This is a genomic window from Colwellia sp. BRX10-1 (assembly GCF_014077545.1).
Lineage (GTDB): Bacteria > Pseudomonadota > Gammaproteobacteria > Enterobacterales > Alteromonadaceae > Colwellia_A.
The window spans coordinates 113,224-134,587 of record NZ_JACGWC010000009.1; the positions used below are offsets into that span (position 1 = coordinate 113,224).

18 protein-coding genes are annotated in these 21,364 nt (G+C 38.2%); 6 read left to right on the plus strand and 12 right to left on the minus strand.

Annotated elements, in window-relative coordinates; all coding sequences use genetic code 11:
* The first annotated feature begins 540 nt into the window (after window positions 1-540).
* Window positions 541-5,004 carry an ExeM/NucH family extracellular endonuclease gene (locus tag H4J75_RS09945; RefSeq protein ID WP_182222031.1) on the plus strand — a complete coding sequence of 1,488 codons (4,464 nt, stop codon included), beginning with the start codon at window positions 541-543 and terminating at the stop codon, window positions 5,002-5,004.
* 83 nt (window positions 5,005-5,087) lie between these two features.
* Window positions 5,088-5,642: a PEP-CTERM sorting domain-containing protein gene (locus H4J75_RS09950; protein ID WP_182222032.1), complete on the plus strand. Its 555-nt coding sequence runs from the start codon at window positions 5,088-5,090 to the stop codon at window positions 5,640-5,642.
* A gap of 346 nt (window positions 5,643-5,988) precedes the next feature.
* Here H4J75_RS09950 and H4J75_RS09955 read toward each other — a convergent pair whose 3' ends face one another.
* Together H4J75_RS09955 and H4J75_RS09960 are read right to left on the minus strand one after the other, a co-directional pair.
* Complete coding sequence (locus H4J75_RS09955; RefSeq protein WP_182222033.1) at window positions 5,989-8,055, minus strand: S8 family serine peptidase; 2,067 nt, start codon at window positions 8,053-8,055, stop codon at window positions 5,989-5,991.
* A 321-nt stretch (window positions 8,056-8,376) separates the two neighbouring features.
* Window positions 8,377-8,685: a hypothetical protein gene (locus H4J75_RS09960; protein WP_182222034.1), complete on the minus strand. Its 309-nt coding sequence runs from the start codon at window positions 8,683-8,685 to the stop codon at window positions 8,377-8,379.
* Between the two features lie 362 nt (window positions 8,686-9,047).
* On the opposite strand from H4J75_RS09960, the gene H4J75_RS09965 reads away from it, so the two are divergent.
* Complete coding sequence (locus H4J75_RS09965) at window positions 9,048-9,941, plus strand: TonB-dependent siderophore receptor (protein WP_182222035.1); 894 nt, start codon at window positions 9,048-9,050, stop codon at window positions 9,939-9,941.
* 1 nt (window position 9,942) lies between these two features.
* On the opposite strand, the gene tnpA is transcribed toward H4J75_RS09965, so the two are convergent.
* A complete protein-coding gene (tnpA, locus tag H4J75_RS09970) occupies window positions 9,943-10,338 on the minus strand; it encodes an IS200/IS605 family transposase (protein ID WP_182216024.1) in 396 nt (131 codons plus the stop codon).
* A gap of 37 nt (window positions 10,339-10,375) precedes the next feature.
* Here tnpA and H4J75_RS09975 point away from each other — a divergent pair, with 37 nt between their 5' ends.
* Together H4J75_RS09975 and H4J75_RS09980 are read left to right on the plus strand one after the other, a co-directional pair.
* Window positions 10,376-11,602 carry an RNA-guided endonuclease TnpB family protein gene (locus H4J75_RS09975; RefSeq protein WP_182222036.1) on the plus strand — a complete coding sequence of 409 codons (1,227 nt, stop codon included), beginning with the start codon at window positions 10,376-10,378 and terminating at the stop codon, window positions 11,600-11,602.
* A gap of 69 nt (window positions 11,603-11,671) precedes the next feature.
* A complete protein-coding gene (locus H4J75_RS09980; protein ID WP_182216021.1) occupies window positions 11,672-11,947 on the plus strand; it encodes a hypothetical protein in 276 nt (91 codons plus the stop codon).
* 498 nt (window positions 11,948-12,445) lie between these two features.
* Here H4J75_RS09980 and H4J75_RS09985 read toward each other — a convergent pair whose 3' ends face one another.
* The 9 genes from H4J75_RS09985 to H4J75_RS10025 all read right to left on the minus strand — a co-directional run bounded on the left by H4J75_RS09985 (window position 12,446) and on the right by H4J75_RS10025 (window position 20,245).
* The gene (locus H4J75_RS09985) at window positions 12,446-12,826 is read right to left on the minus strand and encodes an STAS/SEC14 domain-containing protein (protein ID WP_182216019.1); all 381 of its coding nucleotides are present in this window, start codon (window positions 12,824-12,826) and stop codon (window positions 12,446-12,448) included.
* A 124-nt stretch (window positions 12,827-12,950) separates the two neighbouring features.
* On the minus strand, window positions 12,951-16,304 hold the full coding sequence (locus H4J75_RS20145) for a complex I subunit 5 family protein (protein ID WP_182222037.1): 3,354 nt from the start codon (window positions 16,302-16,304) through the stop codon (window positions 12,951-12,953).
* A 37-nt stretch (window positions 16,305-16,341) separates the two neighbouring features.
* Window positions 16,342-17,835, minus strand: a complete 1,494-nt coding sequence (locus H4J75_RS09995) for a complex I subunit 5 family protein (RefSeq protein WP_182222038.1) — start codon at window positions 17,833-17,835, stop codon at window positions 16,342-16,344.
* Entirely contained in the window at window positions 17,798-18,157 is a 360-nt protein-coding gene (locus H4J75_RS10000; protein ID WP_182216014.1) for an NADH-quinone oxidoreductase subunit K, read from the minus strand. Before H4J75_RS10000 ends, H4J75_RS09995 begins: the two co-directional genes overlap by 38 nt.
* Entirely contained in the window at window positions 18,157-18,840 is a 684-nt protein-coding gene (locus tag H4J75_RS10005; RefSeq protein WP_182216012.1) for a Na(+)/H(+) antiporter subunit B, read from the minus strand. Before H4J75_RS10005 ends, H4J75_RS10000 begins: the two co-directional genes overlap by 1 nt.
* Entirely contained in the window at window positions 18,837-19,112 is a 276-nt protein-coding gene (locus H4J75_RS10010) for a DUF4040 domain-containing protein (RefSeq protein ID WP_182216011.1), read from the minus strand. Before H4J75_RS10010 ends, H4J75_RS10005 begins: the two co-directional genes overlap by 4 nt.
* Window positions 19,109-19,435, minus strand: a complete 327-nt coding sequence (gene mnhG, locus H4J75_RS10015; RefSeq protein WP_182216009.1) for a monovalent cation/H(+) antiporter subunit G — start codon at window positions 19,433-19,435, stop codon at window positions 19,109-19,111. The genes H4J75_RS10010 and mnhG overlap by 4 nt, the downstream gene beginning before the upstream one ends.
* Entirely contained in the window at window positions 19,425-19,721 is a 297-nt protein-coding gene (locus tag H4J75_RS10020; RefSeq protein ID WP_182216008.1) for a monovalent cation/H+ antiporter complex subunit F, read from the minus strand. The genes mnhG and H4J75_RS10020 overlap by 11 nt, the downstream gene beginning before the upstream one ends.
* Window positions 19,721-20,245, minus strand: coding sequence for a Na+/H+ antiporter subunit E (locus H4J75_RS10025; protein WP_182222039.1), 525 nt, complete (start codon window positions 20,243-20,245; stop codon window positions 19,721-19,723). The genes H4J75_RS10020 and H4J75_RS10025 overlap by 1 nt, the downstream gene beginning before the upstream one ends.
* A gap of 146 nt (window positions 20,246-20,391) precedes the next feature.
* Here H4J75_RS10025 and H4J75_RS10030 point away from each other — a divergent pair, with 146 nt between their 5' ends.
* Window positions 20,392-21,348 carry a calcium/sodium antiporter gene (locus H4J75_RS10030; RefSeq protein WP_182222040.1) on the plus strand — a complete coding sequence of 319 codons (957 nt, stop codon included), beginning with the start codon at window positions 20,392-20,394 and terminating at the stop codon, window positions 21,346-21,348.
* Window positions 21,349-21,364 lie beyond the last annotated feature (16 nt).

Consider the following 21,364-nt stretch of genomic DNA (forward strand, 5'->3'; position numbering starts at 1 on the left):
TAAACAAGCTTCTAATTCATTTTTTTTATTTGACCGCTTAGTCAGTTTATGGAGCATTTTACTTTAAAGTGATTTTTAATATAAATATTTTATTAGATTATTCATTAAAATGTCATATTTCAGGGAAATAATAGCCATATATAAAACAACAATATAAGAATGTAAAATGGAGTTTAGATACACAGATTCATCTTTTTTTATATTTTCTCTTCTCTCTAAGACTGGAAAGTTTTATTCATTCATTTTATCCACCCTATATTGCTCTCTATCATTGAAAATAATCGTTTCAATTTATTATTTGCACTACCAATTTTTACTAAAATCGCTAAGCGATTATTTCTTAAAATCTTTATTCAAAGAAAAGATGTTAATTACGGGCAGTAATTATAAAACCTTTATCATTCTAAATTATAGACAATACGCCCAAAAATAAATTAATTACGATGTGAATGAGTGGTTTACAAAAATATTGAATCAAATGGCTAAGTGCGAATACATAGCACTTTAATAAAAATAATAAACGTAATATGGAAAAATAAAATGAAAAAAAATCGATTAGCCTTACGACCCAAAATCATGGCTGTTCCCCCTAACAATCACAACCCCAAACGTTGCTTAAGAAAAGTAATGCTTATGTCTGCATTATGTTTTTCTATGACACAAACAGCGTTTGCAGCAGATGTTTTTATTAACGAAATACACTACGACAATGCAGGATCAGACGTAGGTGAAGCAGTTGAAATCGCTGGTGTTGCAGGAACAGATTTAACCGGTTGGTCAATTATTTTATATAATGGTAGTAATGGAACTAGCTATAGCTCTGTAAGCCTGTCTGGCATTATTCCTGATCAACAAGGAGGCTTTGGTACGCAATTTTTTACAAAGTCGGGTATACAAAACGGCGCACCTGATGCATTTGCATTAGTAGATAATCTTGGTGTTGTCGTTGAATTCTTAAGTTATGAAGGAACGTTAACAGCCACAAATGGTCCAGCAAATGGCTTAACAAGTATTGATATTGGTGTTGCTGAAACCAGTAGTACACCTACGGGTTATTCACTACAGTTTGATGGTTCAACTTGGCAAGGAGCTAATGCAAATACATTCGGCGCAGTAAATACAGGCCAGACATTTGATGACAGTGGTGATAGTAACAACGGTGATAATAGTGGTGGCGGCAATGTTGACGATGGTGCCAGTGGCAGCGTCTGTGTTAACTGCCCAGATCTAGAAAAAGTTGCTAACTCGACCAATTTTGACGATGCCACTTATTATGAAGATGTAATTTTGGCGATTAATGGCGGACATGGTACCACAGCAATAAAAGCAGAAATAACTACCGCAATAAGTCAAAATCATAAAGACCTAAGTTATGCAGAGGTTTGGACCGCATTGACTGAAACTGATGAAGACCCGTCAAATTCAGATAACGTAATCTTATTCTATCGTGGTATTTCCAAAGCTAAACTTTCAAACGGCAGTGGCCCAGCTTCTAGTGATCCAGAAAACTGGAACAGGGAACATGTATGGGCGAAAAGTCATGGTGGTTTTAGTAGTGAAAGTCAGTCTGGCTATACAGATATTCATCACTTAAGGCCTACTGATATTTCAGTTAACAGCACAAGAGGCAATTTAGATTTTGATAGTGGAGGGTCTGAAATTGGAGAGGCGCCTGGTAATAAGGTTGACAGCAATTCATTCGAACCTAGAGATACAGTAAAAGGTGATGTCGCACGAATGGTCTTTTATATGGATGCGCGATATGAAGTAGCCGACGCTAACATGCCAGATTTGCGCGTTGTGGAAAGTACTAATACCAGTGGGCCTGAACTTGGCAGGTTATGTCGTTTAATTGAGTGGCATAATGCAGATCCAATTGATGCCTTTGAACAAAAACGAAACAATACCATTTACGAATATCAAGGAAATCGTAATCCCTTTATTGATCACCCTGAATGGGTATCAACTTTATATGGTAGCGAAGCCTGTAACTCTAACGGCGGTGGCGATACTGGCGGTGGCGATACTGGCGGTGGCGATACTGGCGGCATTACATCAAATATATTTATTAATGAAATTCACTATGACAACGCTGGCGGTGATATTGGTGAATCGATTGAAATAGCAGGTCCTGCTGGAACTGATTTAACCGGTATGAGTTTGGTTCTGTACAATGGTTCAAACGGAACAACGTACAAAACAGAAGTATTGGCTGGCATATTGGCAAACCAACAGAATGGCTTTGGCACCTTGTCATTTGACATTGCAGGTATGCAGAATGGCGCACCAGATGGTATAGCGCTTATTGATAGTGATGGCAGTGTTCTACAATTCATAAGTTATGAAGGTCCGTTAACTGCTACCAATGGTCCTGCAACTGGCATGATTAGCACAGATATTGGTGTTTCAGAAGTAAGTAGCACAGTGGTTGGTTTTTCTCTTCAGTTAGCGGGTATAGGTTTTACTTCCGCAGACTTTACTTGGCAAGCCGCAGCTGAAAATACATTTAACAATGTAAATACCAATCAAACGTTTTTGGCGGGTAGTGTCTTTATTAATGAAATTCACTATGACAACGTCGGCGGTGATACTGGAGAAGCGATTGAAGTTGCCGGTCCAGCAGGAACCGACTTATCAGGTTTGAGTTTAGTGCTTTACAACGGTTCAAACGGAACACCATACAAAACAGTTGATTTGTCTGGTGTGTTGACTAATCAACAAGCTGGATTTGGAACCCTGTCATTTGACATCAGCGGCATCCAGAATGGTTCTCCTGACGGCATTGCTCTGATTGATAACGACGGAACTGTCATTGAATTTTTAAGTTATGAAGGCTCACTTACCGCTGCTAATGGTCCCGCAAGCGGAATGATTAGCACGGACATAGGCGTTTCAGAAACAAGTAATACTCTTGCTGGTCTTTCTTTACAGCTTGGCGGAACGGGTTACAGTTCAGCTGATTTTACTTGGGAAGATGCCAATGCTAATACATTCAATAATGTAAATACAAATCAAACCTTTGGTTCTGGCGGTGATACTGGCGGCGGCGGCGGCGATGGTGATGGTACACCAATGCTAATAGGTCAGTGTTCAGACCCATCGACGTTTATCCATGATATCCAAGGCAATGCTGATGTTTCACCTTTAGTAGGCCAAAACCTTGTCGTTGAAGCTATCGTAACATCAGTGTTACCAGCACTTGACGGGTTCTTTATACAAGAAAGCGATACAGATGTTGATGCGGATCCGTTAACTTCAGAAGCACTGTTTGTCTTTAATACGGCCAATACAATTACACCATCAAATGGTGATCTAGTCCGTGTTGCTGGTAATGTTTCAGAATTCTTCGGGCGAACGCAATTATCGCCAGCACAAGATCTTATTATTTGTGGAACGGGTAGTGTATCTACTACGACCTTATCCTTGCCTTTTACTTCTGTTGAACAACCTGAAGCATTAGAAGGAATGTTGGTTAGTAACGCCGATTCACTTACCGTTAGCGATAATTATAACCTAGCCAAATTTGGCGAAGTTACGTTATCCAGCAGTAGATTGTTTGTGCCAACTAACATACATTTGCCTGGTTCGGCTGAAGCTGTAGCACTTGCGAATGAAAACTCCTTGAACCGAATTATTTTAGACGATGGTGTTAATGGCTCATATCCTGAGCAAATAATCTTCCCTACTGGAGGCTTATCGGCTGACAACAGCTTACGCATTGGCGACTTAGTTACTGAGTTAACTGGAATAATTGATTATAGTTTCAGTAATTACAGAATAATTCCAGTAGTAGCTCCTACGTTTGTAAATGACAACATCAGACTTGTCCAACCGGAACTCTCGCCATCTAACCTTAAAATAGCTAGCTTGAACGTTTTAAATCTATTTAATGGTGATGGTCAAGGTGGAGGTTTCCCAACAGCAAGGGGCGCAGATACCGCTGAAGAGTTAGAACGTCAATTTGCTAAAACAGTGGCTGCAATTGTCGCTATTGATGCCGACGTTATTGGTTTAATGGAAATCGAAAATGATGGAGTAGACGCCAACAGTACATTAGCTCAATTAGTTGCGCGTATTAATGCCGTTGTGGGTGCAGATACCTATGCATTTGTTAACACGGGAGGAACCATTGGCACCGATGCGATTGCAGTTGCGCTTCTTTATAAACCTAGCAGTGTTTCAGCGTCGGGTAATGCCATGTTAAATAACAACGGCATATTTAATCGACCTCCGTTAGCTCAAATATTTACCCTAAACAATAACGGTTCAGCTATAACCGTTGTTGTTAACCACTTTAAATCTAAAGGGGGTTGTAGCAGTGCTTCAGGTGCAGACCAAGATCAGAACGATGGACAAGCCTGTTTCAATGCAAAAAGGGTAGCGCAGGCCAACGAACTGATGAATTGGTTAGAGACTGATTCGACATTGAGTCTGCAAGAAGATGTGCTAGTGATGGGGGATTTGAACGCTTATGCAATGGAAGATCCCATTAGAGCATTTACAAGTAACGGTTACACTAACCTCATTAATCAATTTGCAGGCGAACAAGCCTATTCTTACCTCTTTGGTGGTGAAGTGGGTTACCTAGATCATGCCCTAGCGAGCAGTAGTTTATTAACCAAAGTGGTTGATACAACAGAATGGCATATTAATGCGGATGAACCTTGCGTACTTGATTACAACACTGAACTTTGTGGCTCTGGTTTTAGCCATCCGGATAAGACGGCTGATCAGTTAGTTAGCTTATATGACAATAATGCTTACAGAATGTCTGACCATGACCCTGTTATCGTTGCATTCGATTTTACACCTGCAGCAATCCAAGGCGATTTTGATGGAGATGGCGATATTGATATCAATGATTTACGCGGTTTGATGCGTGCAATACAGTTTGGACAAACGATCGATTTAGCGTTTGACCTCAATAATGATGGTGCCATATCTATGATGGATGTTCGCGTTATGATGAGTTTATGTACTCGCACTCGCTGTGCGGCTAATTAAACTCAATTAATTAAAACAATAAAATAAACAAAATTAAAATAAACAAAATTAAACAAAATTCAATTAAATTAAAAGGTAGTAAAATGAAGAAGTTATTAATAGTAGCAACGTTAATCTTGAGTGCAACGTTTGGTGGAAACGCTAACGCCGGACTAATTACTCTTTCAGCGGACCAAAGTGATGTTTTGGTTGGCGAAATGATGGAAATCACCTTAAATGCCACGGGTTTTGACGAATTTGATGCATTTTCTTTAAATGTTGATTTTGATACAAGTGTCTTTAGTTTTTTACCCACTACGTTTACAACCGAACTTTCAACTACTTTTATGTTGTGGAGTCAAGTTGGAAGTGGCGTAGCTATTGGATTTGTTGATTTTATTCCATCAAGTGGTGATTTTTTATTAGGAAAGTTCACATTGCAGGCAATAGAAGCAGGGACGACCGATTTTTCTGTAGTGGTAAATGAATTTACCTTGAGTGACCCATTTGATATTTTAGCTGTAGCAACGCCTGTTAATGCTGATGCATTGGGTCAAGTATCAGCATCAGTAACCGATGTTCCTGAGCCGTCTACATTAGCAATATTTGCGTTAGGGCTGATGGGATTAATGACGAGGTCTTTAAAGAAAAAATCTTAATTTAGATTGTAATCTTTGATTATAAAAGCGCTAATCGTTATGACTAGCGCTTTTTTTATCCGTTATTTAATTGGATATCGATGGTATTACGCTATTAATTGTTAATATTCCTCTTTACGTTCGTGTCAATAAACCTTTTTGATACTCATCTAGTGCATTATAAAGTATCGTTTTTTTGGCTTTAGTGATCGTTAAAGGTAGTGACTCTACTGTCTTATTTGCGCAAGAAATGCTAAACGAGAAAGTAGTATTGATGATTACTGATTAGGTTGAACAAAATAAATAAAAATCAGCCATAAAAAAAGCCGCTAAGTTTAACTAGCGGCTTAATACTTAAACTAAATTATTAATCATTAGTTTCAAGTTTTGATGTTGTTACTGCAATCGTATAGTCAGTAGCTACTGAAATATAACCATTAACGCGAAGCGTATAAAGTCCGCCGCTAGTTGGGCGAAAGTTAATTTCTTCTGGGTTATCTAAAGAGGCGCTGTTAGCGACAACTTCACCGGCTTCGTTAAGCAAGTCAAAGTCTAAATCTGCAACACCTGACCAAGTTAACACAGCATTAAGCATAGAAACGTTGTCTGTCAGCTGTATATCATGGTCTGACACTTCCATATTTTCATATGATGGGCCAACTGAACCGGCAAAGTTACTGTCTGTTTTTATAATGACTGCAGCTGAGTCGACTAATTGACCGTCGAGTAAAATACCGTCAAATGAAACTGTACCGTTAACGCGTTTAAGACTTATGCTATGAACGCTATCGGTAGATAAATCTCTAAATGCAACGGTTTTAACTTGACGTTGAGGTGAATAATAATCTAATAAACCTTGGCTTTTACCATCAAGAAATAATTCGGCATGACCTTTTCTATTATTAGTTATATATTTTAATTGAACACTATCACCAATGAAATCAAAGCTAATTTGCGCGTTTCTACGTCGTGTTTGCTTAAAGGTGCCATCTGACGATAAGGTACTATTTTTTACAGCCCAACGTTTTTTGTAATTAATATTGTTATCAGTTTCAGAAACTTCAGACCAAACGCCTTGGCTTGACCAGCCAGTTTGTCCGTTGATAAAGTCTGCTCTTTCACCGATAGTAACTCTGGCCAAATCTACAGCCGCTTTTACGTTAATATGACCCGCACCTACTTGATGAACTTTATAACCCGGCATTTCATCTGCGCTGTCTTTTAAAATTTGTTCAACTTGATCGGGTGATAAAAGTGGATTCACTTCCAACAATAAACCGACCACACCCGCAACAAATGGTGTTGCCATTGACGTACCACTCATACTTGCGTAGTACAGATGATATTCTGGATGTGCAGGGTCGATAATAGGACCTGCAGCGCCCAATGGCGTGTTAAGTGCTCGTGTTGATACAATCGCGCTACCTGGCGCAGTAATATCAGGTGTTTTAATCCAGTCACCTTCAACGCCTCGGCTTGAAAAATCAGCTAATTGACGGTCTGTTGTGCCAGCAGCAACGTTAATAACCCATGGGGCAATTGCATATTGATTAAGGGTGTTGTCATCTGGACCACTATTAGAAGCGGCAAATGTCACTACGATGCCTTTTTTGTAAGCTTGATAAGAAGCTTGATTGGTTGGATTATTTGGATCAAAGCTTGCGCCGTCACCTCCACCCCAACTGTTAGTTATTACATCTATGCTATAACGTTCGCTATTAGCGATTGCATAATCAAAGCCAGCAATAGCATAAAGAATTGAAATCGCTTCACCAGCTCCTAGACCCACCAAAGTTGCTTTTGGGGCGATGCCTGCCTGGTAAAAACTTCTACGTTCATCATCTCTTGATGCTTCACCGCTACCGGCAACAGTGCCGCCAACATGTGTACCGTGTCCTGAACTCGTATCCGAATTTGGCACACCTTCTAAAAATAAGTTTTTACCACCAGCAAAATCAAGATCACCAGCAATTTTAACATTTTGGATAGTTTTTTCACCGAGTAATAAATCAGGGTGTGTTGCATCAACACCTGAATCTAGTACTGCAATCGTTGAACCTTCACCATAAACACCATAATCGTCATGTACTAGATGACCACTGGTAATTTCGCCAGAGTTATAGTTGTAATATTCTAAAGGCGCATCAAAATAAATACTCTTAACCCGTGAATCTTTAGCTAAGCTATTGATTTGGCTGCGAGTTAAAGAAGTTCCTGCCATAGGTAATACTTTTAACGCTAAATAAGGAACGTTTAAAGTTGCCATAACATTGTCGAGTTCATTGTAATGGTGAGTTGAAACAATCACTTTAGTACTTTGAACTAAAGTGGGTAACAACGTTTGTAATTTCGAGCCAATAAGCGCATCAGCATTAACATTAAATGTGGTCGCAGCAAGTACACTAACCGATAGTGCCAAAAGTGTCTTTTTCATTTTCTTATACCTTTTGAATGATTATAATTTTGAATGATTTTAATTTCATTAACTTAGCTACTGTGCATAATTTTTTTGAGCGTTATAATCGGGAAGAACCCCTAGGTCACTGTGATAAAACTACTTAGCAATTATTTTAACCGGCTTAAAAGGGAGTGATGAAATAATAATGGTGACTTATATATCGGTCAGGCTTGATAAAATTAATACCTGTAACTTAATGAAAATCATAATAATTCATTGAGTTAATAGCGGGGCTTGTCGAATGAATAAATACAGGAGACTACTTATGGAAATGTTCAAAAACTATGAGTTTAATCGTTAAACTGTTTTATTACCTTGTTGTCGATTTGATTTCTTAGTTGATAAATGAACACAGCTACTTTTTTTATTTGGACATCGCTTAGTATATTTATTTTTCCTATTCTTATAGGGTTTTTTACGTTTCGCTATAAAATCAATAGTTGACCCGTCATCTATTTGATAAATTCCAGAGTTAAATGCTTTAGCCTGTTGAATTAAAGGGAGTAACGAAAATTGTGATGTTGAACTAATAAATACACCTGTATTGGTATTAATTATTTTTATAATCAATACACTAATAATCATAACAGCAATTTTATTTCTCATGACTTTATTTCTTTTAACGTTTTATACCACCAATCTACTGTGTACTATTTAGTTTGACGCTATAATCCGGAAGAACCCCTAGCTGAGATTGATAAAATCACTTAGCCATATTTTTATTAACCTGGTGCTAATATCCTACATGGGGTATACCATAAGCTAGCGTGGTAATTTTCAATTAAATCATTGGTTTCGCTTTATGCTTTTCACTAGGGTGAACCGCTTTATTTGGGTGATATATACCTTAATCAGCTTGGTTTTTTTAGGGAAACCCTCTAAACTTTAAAGTAAACGTAGAGACACTTTAGATGGTAATACGGTTAAGCGGTCCGGCTTTAGTCATTAATTTTTGTCAACGAGTTGGCTTGATATCATTATTTATATTTACTGGCATAAGCTCTGCTGAAACAAGTTTGGAACAACAACAATCTATTTTTGAATTATCACTAGCAGAGCTGTTAAACGTGAGGGTTGATGTTGCTTCTTATACTTCTGAACGGATTATTCAAACTCCTGCAATAGTTTCCCGCTATGATCAAAATGATTTAACCTTGATGGGTATTAAAAGCCTAAAAGATATGTTGTCGTTTATCCCTGGCTTTGTTCTCCAAGAAAACCGAGCAGGGGGCACGCCCGTAATGATCAGAGGTATAGTCGAAGCCTTTAACCAAAAAATTCTCTTCATAGTCGATGATGTTCCTTATTGGATGCCATCACATTCTGAAATACCGCTCTTAGGTATTCCCATCGAGGCTATTAGCCATGTCGAAGTTATAAGGGGACCTGGTGCTATTTATTATGGTACCAATGCTTCTGCAGGTGTTATTAAAATTGTCACTAAACAAAAAGCGGGCAACAGCCTAGCCGTAAATTATGACTCTAATCAAAAACTCAATGTTGGCGGTTATTACTTTCACGCTTTTGATGATGACTCTCATTTTTCATTAGGTGTTGAGTCTCAAAAAGATAACGGTTTTACCAGTTACTTCGAGGGCACGCCGCAACCCCCTTCATTTCCAAAGGATACACCAGATTTTGATCATATTGTTATAACAGAAGAAATGACCTCTGTGCTAGCACGCTTTCGCTATTATAGTTTTAATATCAACTTTCAAACGTTCGACTCAATGACCAATGATACTGACGAACCAACCCCTTTAAGCATCGCGACACAAAGAGAGCATAAGGGATATTTATCGAACCTGTCGAGAAAACCCCGTGATCCGAGCGAAGCGAAAGTCGCGGGGATGAATCGATAAACTATCCTTGTTCTTTAATGTATTTGCGAATTGTATCAGCGGAAGCATTGCCGACAGAACAAACAAAACATCCATCAGACCAGAAAGTATTCTCAATCCAAAACTGCTTTTTCAGGCCTGGATACCTCTTCCAAATCAACTTATTTGTCTGCTGCTTAATCCTTCTAACATGTTGCCCAATGGCATATCTTGGAGAAATCATCAGAAGTATATGGATGTGATCCTTGTCTACTCCAATCTCCTCAACTGAAAAGTCAGAACTATCTGATATGTCTAAAACAGCCTGCTTTACAAACTCTCCCATATCGCCAAAAAGTAGTTGCTTTCGATATTTAACCACGAGAATTAAATGCAGAGCAATTAGGTGCTTACAATGTGAATTCGTTTGACATTCCACTTGACAATCTCGGCTTGTACAGTAGTCTATACAGTATATGAAAAAGACGCTCAGATACAATTATCGGCTCAAGCCGACGGCAGAACAAGAAGTCAAACTCGTTGAATTTGGAGCATACGCCCGTGGCGTATGGAACTTGTTGCTATCTGAAAATATGCGTCGATATCGGTACGATAAAACATTTCTTTTTTACAATGAAATGGCATCGCTGATAAAAGATTTAAAAATGTTCGATGAATTCTCATGGCTCAAAGATTTTGACTCTGCGGCTTCACAACAAGTGGCTCGTGACCTTGAAACAGCACTAAAGAATTCATTCAATAAAGGCAGGGTTCAAAAGTTTCCGACTTTCAAGGTCAGCTTTAAGCAGAAGAAACTTCACGATGATAGCTACCGCTCGGTCAATACGAATGAAAATATAAGACTGGAAAATAACGGCATCACTATTCCAAAAATTGGTACGGTTAAAATTGCACTTCATCGTAAACTTAAAAGTAAAATCAAGTCAGCAACCTTCAAGATGAGGCACGGGAAGTGGTACGTTTCACTGACTCAAAAAGTCGAGTGCAAGAGTAAAAAGCAAGTGCTATCAACACTTGTGGGCTATGACATCAACAGCCAATATACGGTTGTCGGCTCAAATGGTCTGTACGTTGAAAACCCGAAAGTTTTTAAGAAGTCATCAACGAAATTAAAACAAATTCAAGTCCAGTTGAGCCGTCGTAAGAAAGGTTCGAATCGCTGGCACAAAACAAAATCACGTTTAAACAAAATTCACGGGAAAATCTCTAGCCAACGCCTAGCGTTCGCTCACGAAGTATCATGCTCGATAGCCAAGAGTAGCGATATTATCGTGTTTGAGGATTTAAACGTGAAAGGAATGCAGCAATTTAATGGCCAGATGGTGAATGATAATGTGATGGGAATGATCACTGAATTAACCAGGTATAAGGCTGAATTAAATGGAGTTGTTTACCATGAAATTGGTCGGTTTGTGAAATCTTCCGGCATTTGCTATAGATGTAAGTATGAGCATAAATTCGATTTGAGTGTGCGAGAATTTTCCTGTGTGAGCTGTGGATTAGTACAGTGCAGAGATTTAGCAGCAGCTAAATCTGTTGCAGACACAGGCGAAAAAGAGTTAATAGCTAATGGGATATTAGCTAGGGCGTTGCCCAAATTTCAGCAGAAATCACCTTCTAAAATGAAAGTCTTTGAGCTATCAAAGTTTGGTGTGGGATCTGAGAAAAAAGAAGCAGCCTAGTTATCAAAAGCTAGATTGCAGAAGCCCCGTGATCAGAGCGAAGCGAAGTCGCGGGGTAGTTCACTGCATATGGATAAAAGTTGGCAGTTTGAACACGCCAATATGCAAGTTTACAGTGAATATAATCAATTTTATTTACAATTCGTCTCACGAAATGTACTTAGTTTGGGCAATGACGGAGGATTTCGCTTTGATAATAATGGTGACAACAATACCCGTTGGCGAACTGGAGTCACTTTTGATTATCATTGGAATAATCATTTAACGCTAAATAGCGGTATGGAGTTTGAAAAGCGTCGCATTGAAAATTACAATTTATTCAAAGAGGTTTCAGTAACAATCTAGTCAGTTTTTTAATTCAGGCAGTTTTGATCGAAGTGGTATTGAATTGAATTGGATTATCAACGTGTTTTAAAAAACTACACGGTATTTGCTAATTTTGCTTATAGCCACTAAGGAAACAGGGAAATATCTGATGATAAATTAGCTGCAATTGTCCCCAGGTTTATCACAGCTTTTGGTCTATCATATCCTTGGGATACGCGACAAACTTTGGGATTTTCATTACGCACGATCAGCAAGCGAAATAAAGCGCAAGCCTCATATTTACTTAATGCGAATTATAATTATAAAACCGAGCGATATTCGTTGTTCTTTACAGTAAAAAACTTACTGGGGGAAAAGATTGTTTATCCAGATACTCAAGATTTTGTAGCAGAACACTTAATTGAAGGTGATAATAATATAAATCTGTCGTTATCACTAAAATATTTATTTTAGTGTACGACAACTCAGTTACAACTTATCTTGAATTTCAAATAAAAACTAAACAAACACTTTGTATTAAATCTGTTTGTTTAACCAAACTAATGCATCGTCTTCATTATCAAAATACTCTATATTTTGAACCGCTTTGGAGGGCACCCATTGTTGGTCAATACTTTTTATTACCTGCGAAGTAATAACGATAGCTTTTGCTACCATATTTTGACCATTGAGCCACTCATTAAACTTATTAGAGATATTAAATGCGTCTGGCGTAGCACCATCCAAGTTTGAAAGATCAACAAGTATCAGAAACTTATTTTGATTGAGCGACTTAATTATTGCTGATGTCTTTTGCGAGACTTCTTCAGCACCATACTCATTAAAAGATCCTTTCAACGTTATATGTATAATATTTTCTTTTAAAATTATTGTGTTATCACCATGCTCTATCGTCAATTTGGTACTCCAATAACATAACCATTTATTAGTCGTGTTTAGTTAATAGACTAAAGTCCTGCATTGTAACTGAATTATTGTAAATATCTCTGTTTATCTTTCATTAGACGATGGCACATTACATTTAAACGCTAAACGCTACTAATAATAAAATACAAACACCGATTAAAACGACTGACACATAGGTTGACTGCATATTCAGTGGCATGACTTCCTGAGGTGAGAGCTTTTTATTAATAAAAGATTTCAGTTGAGCCATTAAGCCTAGATCAATAGCTTTCTCTTGCTCAATATTTGCTATTAGCTTTTCGTTTGTTGAGAAAGGCTTATTTATCGCTATTAGCTTGAATGCATCGAGGCTGAAAATTACGCGTCCGTCTAGTTTAAAGGTCACCAGTAATTTATAGACAACAACGGCAAGAAATATCGGGATTAACGATGATATAAAGCTGTTTAGGGTCACCAGTGATAATAAACTGGTTAAGGTGTACTTTTCATTAAGTAAATACCAAGGCGCTAACAGCACTAGTAGGGTGTTAACTAGGCAAACAACCAGTAATGGGTATTGAGGTTTACTGTCATGAGCGCTATTTTTCTGACCTTTATAGTAAGCCATATGGATAAAACGGCACATTAATAGTCCAGTAAATAATGCACTGACAATAATTGCATATTTTAAATAAGGTAAGTCACTCAACAAATTTTTGACTTCATTTTTAGCGAAAAAACCACTGGTAAAGGCTGCCCCAACCAAGGATAACGCAGGTAATATCATGGTGATATAAGTCATACCACGTAAATAGACTGGCGTATTACTTTGTTTATTTAATAGTGGCGTAATTCCCACAGATAAAAATAAAGCCGACTTAGCTAACCCGTGATGAATAGCATAAAAAATAATAGCCGTGGTCATTGCATCTCTAAGTGCTGGAAAGACTAATATCACACCAAAACAAGCAGATAATATGCCCATTTGGCTTACCGTAGAATAGGCAAGTACCGCTTTAGGATCCTTTTGACTCATGCCCTTTATTGCCGCATAAAAGGCGCCAAGGGCACCAATGGCAATAGTCAGTAAACCTAACTGAGAGAATGTGGCCAAATCATCTGCTTGAAAAGGGAAAAACTTAAGCCAACCAATCATACCGGCTTTTACCATAAAACCACTTAATAAGGCACTAGCGGGCACCGCAGCAACAGGGTGTGCAAGAGGTAACCAAGAATGGAAACCAAATAAGCCAATTTTTATACCAAAACCAACAATCAGCATCAGTCCCATAAATTGTAATAACGTTGGGCTAACAGTGTGTTGGGTTAAGTCCATATAATTGAGAATACAAAAAGCACTAAAAATAGCAACTTCACCGATAATGACCCACTTTATATAGACATTAGCGGCTGATATTGCGGCGGCTGTTTTATCTCTAATAATGAGCACATAAGACGACAAACTCATAAAAGTAAAAAAGGTCAAAAATCCAAACATGTCTGTGCTCAGTACTAAACCAAAACTACTGGCCATGGCGACACAAAATAACGCCATAAAGTTAGATTTATTATTACCCAAATGAGGATAAAATAAAGCATACGTTGAGCTTAGTAACCATAATAGCCCCGCTAGCAATAGAAAACCTTGGCTGAGCTTATCAAGTGAAAGTTCACTACCAAAAAATAAGAACGGTATGCTTTGAAAATAATATTCAGGTTGTAAGCCTAAATAAATAGCAGGAATGGCGCAAAGTGGCATTAAATAGGTAAGTTTGATAGCTTTGGGGCGTATGATAATTAATGCTGCTAATATCAAGGGTAATATAATAGACCAAACTAACCAGCTTGACATTTGCTGAGGTAAAATCGACGATTGCAAAAGAGTTGTTGTTTGATTAAACCCAATAGATTCAGAGGTTGCGATCAGCTTTGACCAGCTTAATGCACTGTATTGACTATTAGCGAATAATCCCGCCAAAATAGCAAAAGTTATGGTAACAACCGGTGGTAAAAGCATCATCCAATGTGCTTCTAGCGTTGGTTTGTTCTCTACATGGTTTTGATGCTCAGTATGTGGCTCTGCAGGTAATTCTGCGTGTTGGGTAGCATGTACCGGTGTGGATAATTGTCTTGGTAAACTGGCGTGCTCGGTATCTTGATTCTCTTGTGATGGAGCAAGGAACCATGCGCGATAAACCAAAGGTAAGAAATAAATTGCGTTTAATAAACTACTACCCGCTAGCACTGCTATTACCCAAGCATTACCTGTTTCAATAGCGCCAACACCAAGGTACCACTTAGAAACAAAGCCCGCGATTGGCGGTATACCAATCATGCCTAAAATTGCGATGGTAAAAGCAGTCATGGTGATCGGCATTTTTTTAGCAATGCCATTTAACTGGCTAACTTTATAAATGTGATGTGTTTCAGCCAGCAGACCAGCACAAAAGAACATAGTGATTTTCATTAGCCCTTGATGCACTAAATGCATAATAGCGCCAACGGCCGCAATAGGGCCGGCGAGTGCTATGCCTAGCGTTATATATGACACCTGACTAACCGTTGAATAAGCAAGACGCTTTTTTATATCATCTTGATAAATAGCCCTAACCGAACCATAAATAATGGTAAAACATGCAAAGACCAACAGGACTTGTAAAACACCTAAAGAACTTGCTAGGTCGACGCCATACACATCATAAACCACACGTATAATGCCAAAAGCTCCAGCTTTTACTACCGCTACAGCATGCAGTAATGAGCTAACCGGTGCGGGTGCTGCCATTGCACGAGGTAACCAACCATGCAGTGGAAATAAAGCCGCTTTAACGCCTAAACCTATCATCAGCATAACAAAAATAATAGTGATGGTGGTCGGGTCAATATTGGGGGTATTAAGTAAGATATCTGGCGTTGAAAAATCTAAAGCACCCGCGATAGACTTTAACCAGACAACCGCAACCATTAAGATAGCGCCACCGATCATCGTATAACGTAAATAGGTTTTACCAGATTTCAACGAATCGTCATTACCTTTATGAACAATTAATGGGTATGTCGCTAAGGTAAGGAGCTCATAAAAAATTAAAAAAGTAATTAAATTACCCGCTAAAGCGACTCCTAAGGTTGAAAAAACACAGAGACTGAAAAAGCCAAAGAATCGACTTTTGTGTTTCCCTTTTTTAAAGTAACCCACAGCATAAATAGTGGTAAAAAACCATAACACGCCCGATAGTGTCACAAAGGCTAAAGACAGAGCATCAGCTTTGAGTACTAAGTTAATATCAGGTAATAGCGGTAATCTTGTTTCAAATACAGCGCCTTGAGAAACGCCCAAGAGCATTATGCCAATTAAGATAATATTAATTGCCGCACTCGTTAAATTAACAGATGTTCTGAATTTTTCATTTTTCTCATCGATGACCATCATCAAAATGCCGGTACTAAAGGCAACGATTAAAATAATAAGCGGTAGCCAGTCGTTTAACATGCTAATTGTCCTTGAAGCTCATTTACAACATAAATCATTAGTAACTACCCGTAATTAGGTTAGTTAACCACATCGCATTTAAACCAATAATGATGGTAATAACAGAGAGTCCAACTGCACCTAAAAGCTTACTTTCACTGATAGCTAAAACGGTAAGTGAGTTTTCCTGAGTCGGTGTGGTAAACGCCAAATTGAGTACTCTAAATAGATAAGCACTCGCTAATAGGCCGCCAATAAAGAGGGTTAATACCCACCACCATTGTTGAGCTTCTACGGCATTATTCAATAATAACCATTTAGCAATAAAACCTCCGCTTGGCGGCAGCCCAATTAAACTAGCACTGGTTACCGCAAAAACAAAAATACTAATGGGGAGCTGTGATGCTATGCCTTGCAGTTGTGATAATTGATCATGCCCCATCGCTTTTTGAATAACGCCGGCGGCTAAAAACATCGCGGCTTTTGCACAGCCATGGGCAACAATAAAGTAAATGACTGCAGTTCGTGCTAAATCAGGCGTGGTAAACATTAACGGAAATGCGAGAAATAAATAACCAATTTGTGCAACAGTAGAGTAGGCAATTAATTGCTTTAATCTGGGTGAAGTAAAAGCCCGATATGAGCCATAAATGACCGCCATGGCGCCAAATATACCCATTATAGTCACCGCCGTAAATGTAACCACTGGCGCGAGAATTTTAAACCAAAAGGTAAAAAGGATAAAAAATGCGGCTTTAACCACTAAAGCAGACAACATTGCACTTACTGGCGCAGAAGCATTGGAATGGGCTGAAGGTAGCCAAAAGTGTAATGGAAATAAAGCGCATTTCATCATCATACCCAAGGTAATAAGGGCTAACGCTAACTGCATACTGCTATTACTTTCAACTAAATTAGCAACCAGTTGATTGTCGAGAACGCCATAAGTACGATAAATAATAGCCACACCCAATAAATACATTAACGAACCAAACAGGCCAACTAATAGGTATTGAAATGATGCTTGTAGTGCTTGTTGCGTGCCTTGAATAGCAATTAAACTTACTGCAGAAAGCCCCAAGAGCTCGAGCATAATATAAGTATTAAAAATATCAGACGAGATAAAAATACCATTTAAGGCGGTGATTAAAAACCACCATAAAGGCCAGAAGCGGACTTCTTTTTCGTTATCATCAAAATATTGTGTGCTGTAAAATGTGATAGCTAAACCTATTGTCGAGGTCATTAACAGCATAATGGCGCTAAATTCGTTAATCGATAATCTTATGCCTAGTGGCGGCTGCCAGCCACCAATAATTAACTCAATGGCTACGGCTTGTTGTAAAACATAACCCGCTTGTAGAGCACAGATAACCACTAACGTTATCGAGCTAATAACACTGATTAGCCGGCTTAATTTCGTATTACCTGCCACAAAGCAAATAATAGCAATAACCATAGGGAGTATCATTAATGCCGGTAATGAAAAAGTTGTAATGAAATTATTAATCAAATTAACCTCGACCTTGAGTATCATTGCTACTATTTTCATAGACCGACTCTGATTGTGTAGCCGCTTCTTCTTTTTGTACTAATCGCGCGAACTTGGCTATTTTAGAGGCTAAGTTAAGACCTAAAGCGGTACCTGCTGCAGCAACTATTATTCCTGTTAACACCATGGCATGAGGAACAGGGTCAATAGCATTAGGGTAGGTATGCGCAATAGCAAGTAGCAACATAAAAATAGCAATACCAATGACATTTAGGCCCAATAATTTACGAATAAAGTCGCTATTCAATAAAAATCCTAGCAAGCCAATAGCGAACAATAAAATTGAGCAAAGGGTGTATAAATTAGTTTGGGATAATTCCATTACGCATGCCCTTTGTTAATCGATTCAAAACAAAGGAATAATATTAAGGCAATCGCAAAAGTTGCAAAAAATTCGATCACTAAAATACTGGCACCGGCTAACTCAACAGGAAACGTGAGAAAAGCATGGGACTGCAAATAAAGAAGTAGTATCACAGCAATAAAAGCGATTAGCCCTAACGACATTAACAAGCGATAGCGTAGTTTAGTAAAATCGATAACTTGTACGTTTGCTAATGATAATAAAACTATACAGCCAGCTAGCAAAGCCGAAGCTTGAAAAGCGCCACCGGGCTTTGTTGAACCAATCCACAGTAAATAACCGGCCATAATAATGGTTAAGGGGATAAAGACCTTGGCGATCAGTAAGACTTGCGACTCTTCCTGAAGGGTAAAGGTCAAAACAGGGGTATCTAATATGTAGGGTAACACAGCTATCGCCACCACTAAAAAAACAGCAAATTCAATAAAAGTATCGTAAGCACGATAATTTAACAGCACAGCGGTAACGATATTCGTTACACCCGTTTTATCAAGCGAATTTAACACTAACGCTTGTAGTTCATTGCCATGTGGTGCCTGGTTAAATAAAGCAAAAATGAAAAATGCAGTAAACAGGGTGACTAAAATAATAATGAGCGTTTTTTCAATAACATCACTATTTTTTGCTAAAAATTTTATCAAAGATCACCTCGACCCTTCTTATCTGTGGGCTTATCTATTGATAGTTTGCGCCATGACGCTAGCAACATTGCTCCCGTTAAACCTGCGCCAATGGCCGCTTCAGCGATCGCAACATCAATGGCATTCAACTGGATCCAGCAAAGGGTGATCACCAGTCCAAGACTAATAAATAATACAATGGCGGTGAACGACTGTTTGACTAAAAACATTGAACCGGCAATAACTAAAACGCAAAGACACAATAAGATATCAATCCATAATTCACTATTCATTTGTTATTGTTCCCGTTGTTGTGCTGATTACCATCATGTTCCACCATTTGTCTTCTGCGTTCATGGCGGGCCACTAAATGACAGCTCGTCGCACTTGTCAGTAATAATAATGCCCATACCAAGATGACTTTTATTGCCATAGAAACACTATTAACTTGTGGTAGTAACCCTAAGGTGATTAAACCTACGCCTAAATTATCAGATTTAGTCAAAGCATGTAGGCGACAAAATACGTCAGGAAAGCGTAATAGTCCTATCGTCCCAGCGATAAAAAATAGGCATCCTAATGACAACATTATGATGGTAAATATATTAGCTATCATGTTTATGATTCTCTGATGGGCTAACGTTGTCGATCGGCTGCTCTGCTAACTTTAAAAAGGCAATGACGGTAATCGATGCTAATAAGGTAAAGACTAAAGCAACGTTAGTGATAACTTCGTTATTTTGTAATACCGAAAAAACAAGAACGATTGTTGTGCCTATGGTGCCAAATAATTGTGCCGCTAACATACGGTTGGCGTTATCAGGGCCAATTAATACTCTGAGCAGCCCAACGATTAAGCAGATTAACAAAATGATAACCACGATAGTGTAAAAAAAAGTCATTACTTACTCGCTATTTTCGTCGATGAATAATTTTCTTGCGGAGAAATATCTAAATGATAAAGCTCACAAATAGCGAGTTCACATTGATATATATCTTCTAATGAACTGCTGGTAACTGTTAGCACATGAACCAGTACACGGGTAGGCTCTCTAATAACACTTACCGAACCTGGCAATAAGCTAACCACGTTCATAAATAAGTTCATTGGTGAACCAGCCGGTAAATACTTAATTGAATAGTGAATAAATTCAGGCTGTAATTTCATGTCAACAGAGAATACTCGCACTGCTGTGTCGGTTCCGCCTTTTATCGATTGATAAATGAAAAACCAAATGAATTTAGGTACTTTAGCAATGTTGATGTAAAAAGTGCGATTAGCACTGTTGGTTTTTTCTGACAATTTGGCAGATACAAAAATGCTCATGGGGATGAAAACAACACCAACAAGCAATGAAGCAAGATCACCATCAGTAAGTAAAAACCAAAAGCCGGATAATAACAGGCTGGATATGAAGTAAAACAAGATTTAAGGCTTAATATTTTTATTGATCATAATATTCACAATTATAGAAGTTAACGTCAACAAAGCCTACAAAAAACTGTCATCTTTTTGGTATTTTAAAGATATAATATAGAAAATACTTTTGTTGGATATCTTCAGGCAAATTAATGAATTATATAATGATGATTGCAGGACTGTTGATGTTAATCATTGGCGGTGAACTTTTGATACGTGGAGCCATGTCTGCCGCGAACAAACTTAACGTTTCTCCCTTTTTAAGTGGTTTAGTCATTGTTGGTTTTGGCACCTCCATGCCAGAATTAATCGTTTCAGTAAATGCCATAATGAATAACAATTCAGCTGTGGCATTAGGGAACATCATGGGGAGCAATATAGGTAATATTGGTCTTATTATTGGTACTTGTGGATTAATAGCCCCTTTGGCGTTTAAACAGTCTGCCCTTAAACGTGATGCGATAGTGATGCTAGGTGCTGTTTCTTTACTCATTTTAATAGGGCTAACCGGTTCATTCTCTATTATTTCTGGTGTGGCGATGATTAGTGCGCTTTTGGCTTATTTAGGTTTCACCATTTACAAAGAGAAAAATCATAATACGGCTTCGCATAAACTCCACCAAGCTGAAGGAAAAGAGCTACACACTAAACCTCACAAAACTTGGCTGGTGATATTATCGATTGCATTCGGTTTAGGTTTTCTTATGCTAGGCGCACAATGGTTTGTTACTGGAGCAACAATTATTGCCAAAGCCTTAGGAGTATCTGACGCGCTTATAGGGCTCACTTTAGTTGCTATAGGGACATCACTGCCCGAATTTACTATTTCGGTAATGGCGGTATTAAGAAAACACATGGATGTAGCTGTTGCAAATGTTGTTGGCAGTAACATTTTTAATATTCTGGGTATTCTTGGTGTTTCTTCTTTAATTTCACCCATTTCGTTCCAAGGAAGATTTGCCGAGTTTGATCAGTGGGCTTTATTATTTATTACGTTGGTATTGACCGTGTTCTTATTGTTTGGTCATTCAATAGGCAAACTAAAATCAATCTTTTTACTCTTGTTTTATGTTGCTTATGTTTCGCTTGGGTATCTCTATTTCAATTAGTTACAAGCACGGATAA

Excerpts from the sequence above, each read along its gene's own strand:
- H4J75_RS09945 (WP_182222031.1), top strand. The coding sequence starts at position 541 with ATGAAAAAAAATCGATTAGCCTTACGACCCAAAATCATGGCTGTTCCC.
- H4J75_RS09950 (WP_182222032.1), top strand. The coding sequence starts at position 5,088 with ATGAAGAAGTTATTAATAGTAGCAACGTTAATCTTGAGTGCAACGTTT.
- H4J75_RS09955 (WP_182222033.1), bottom strand. The coding sequence starts at position 8,055 with ATGAAAAAGACACTTTTGGCACTATCGGTTAGTGTACTTGCTGCGACC.
- H4J75_RS09960 (WP_182222034.1), bottom strand. The coding sequence starts at position 8,685 with ATGAGAAATAAAATTGCTGTTATGATTATTAGTGTATTGATTATAAAA.
- H4J75_RS09975 (WP_182222036.1), top strand. The coding sequence starts at position 10,376 with ATGAAAAAGACGCTCAGATACAATTATCGGCTCAAGCCGACGGCAGAA.
- H4J75_RS09980 (WP_182216021.1), top strand. The coding sequence starts at position 11,672 with ATGGATAAAAGTTGGCAGTTTGAACACGCCAATATGCAAGTTTACAGT.
- H4J75_RS20145 (WP_182222037.1), bottom strand. The coding sequence starts at position 16,304 with ATGTTAAACGACTGGCTACCGCTTATTATTTTAATCGTTGCCTTTAGT.
- H4J75_RS09995 (WP_182222038.1), bottom strand. The coding sequence starts at position 17,835 with ATGAAAATAGTAGCAATGATACTCAAGGTCGAGGTTAATTTGATTAAT.
- H4J75_RS10000 (WP_182216014.1), bottom strand. The coding sequence starts at position 18,157 with ATGGAATTATCCCAAACTAATTTATACACCCTTTGCTCAATTTTATTG.
- H4J75_RS10010 (WP_182216011.1), bottom strand. The coding sequence starts at position 19,112 with ATGAATAGTGAATTATGGATTGATATCTTATTGTGTCTTTGCGTTTTA.
- mnhG (WP_182216009.1), bottom strand. The coding sequence starts at position 19,435 with ATGATAGCTAATATATTTACCATCATAATGTTGTCATTAGGATGCCTA.
- H4J75_RS10020 (WP_182216008.1), bottom strand. The coding sequence starts at position 19,721 with ATGACTTTTTTTTACACTATCGTGGTTATCATTTTGTTAATCTGCTTA.
- H4J75_RS10030 (WP_182222040.1), top strand. The coding sequence starts at position 20,392 with ATGAATTATATAATGATGATTGCAGGACTGTTGATGTTAATCATTGGC.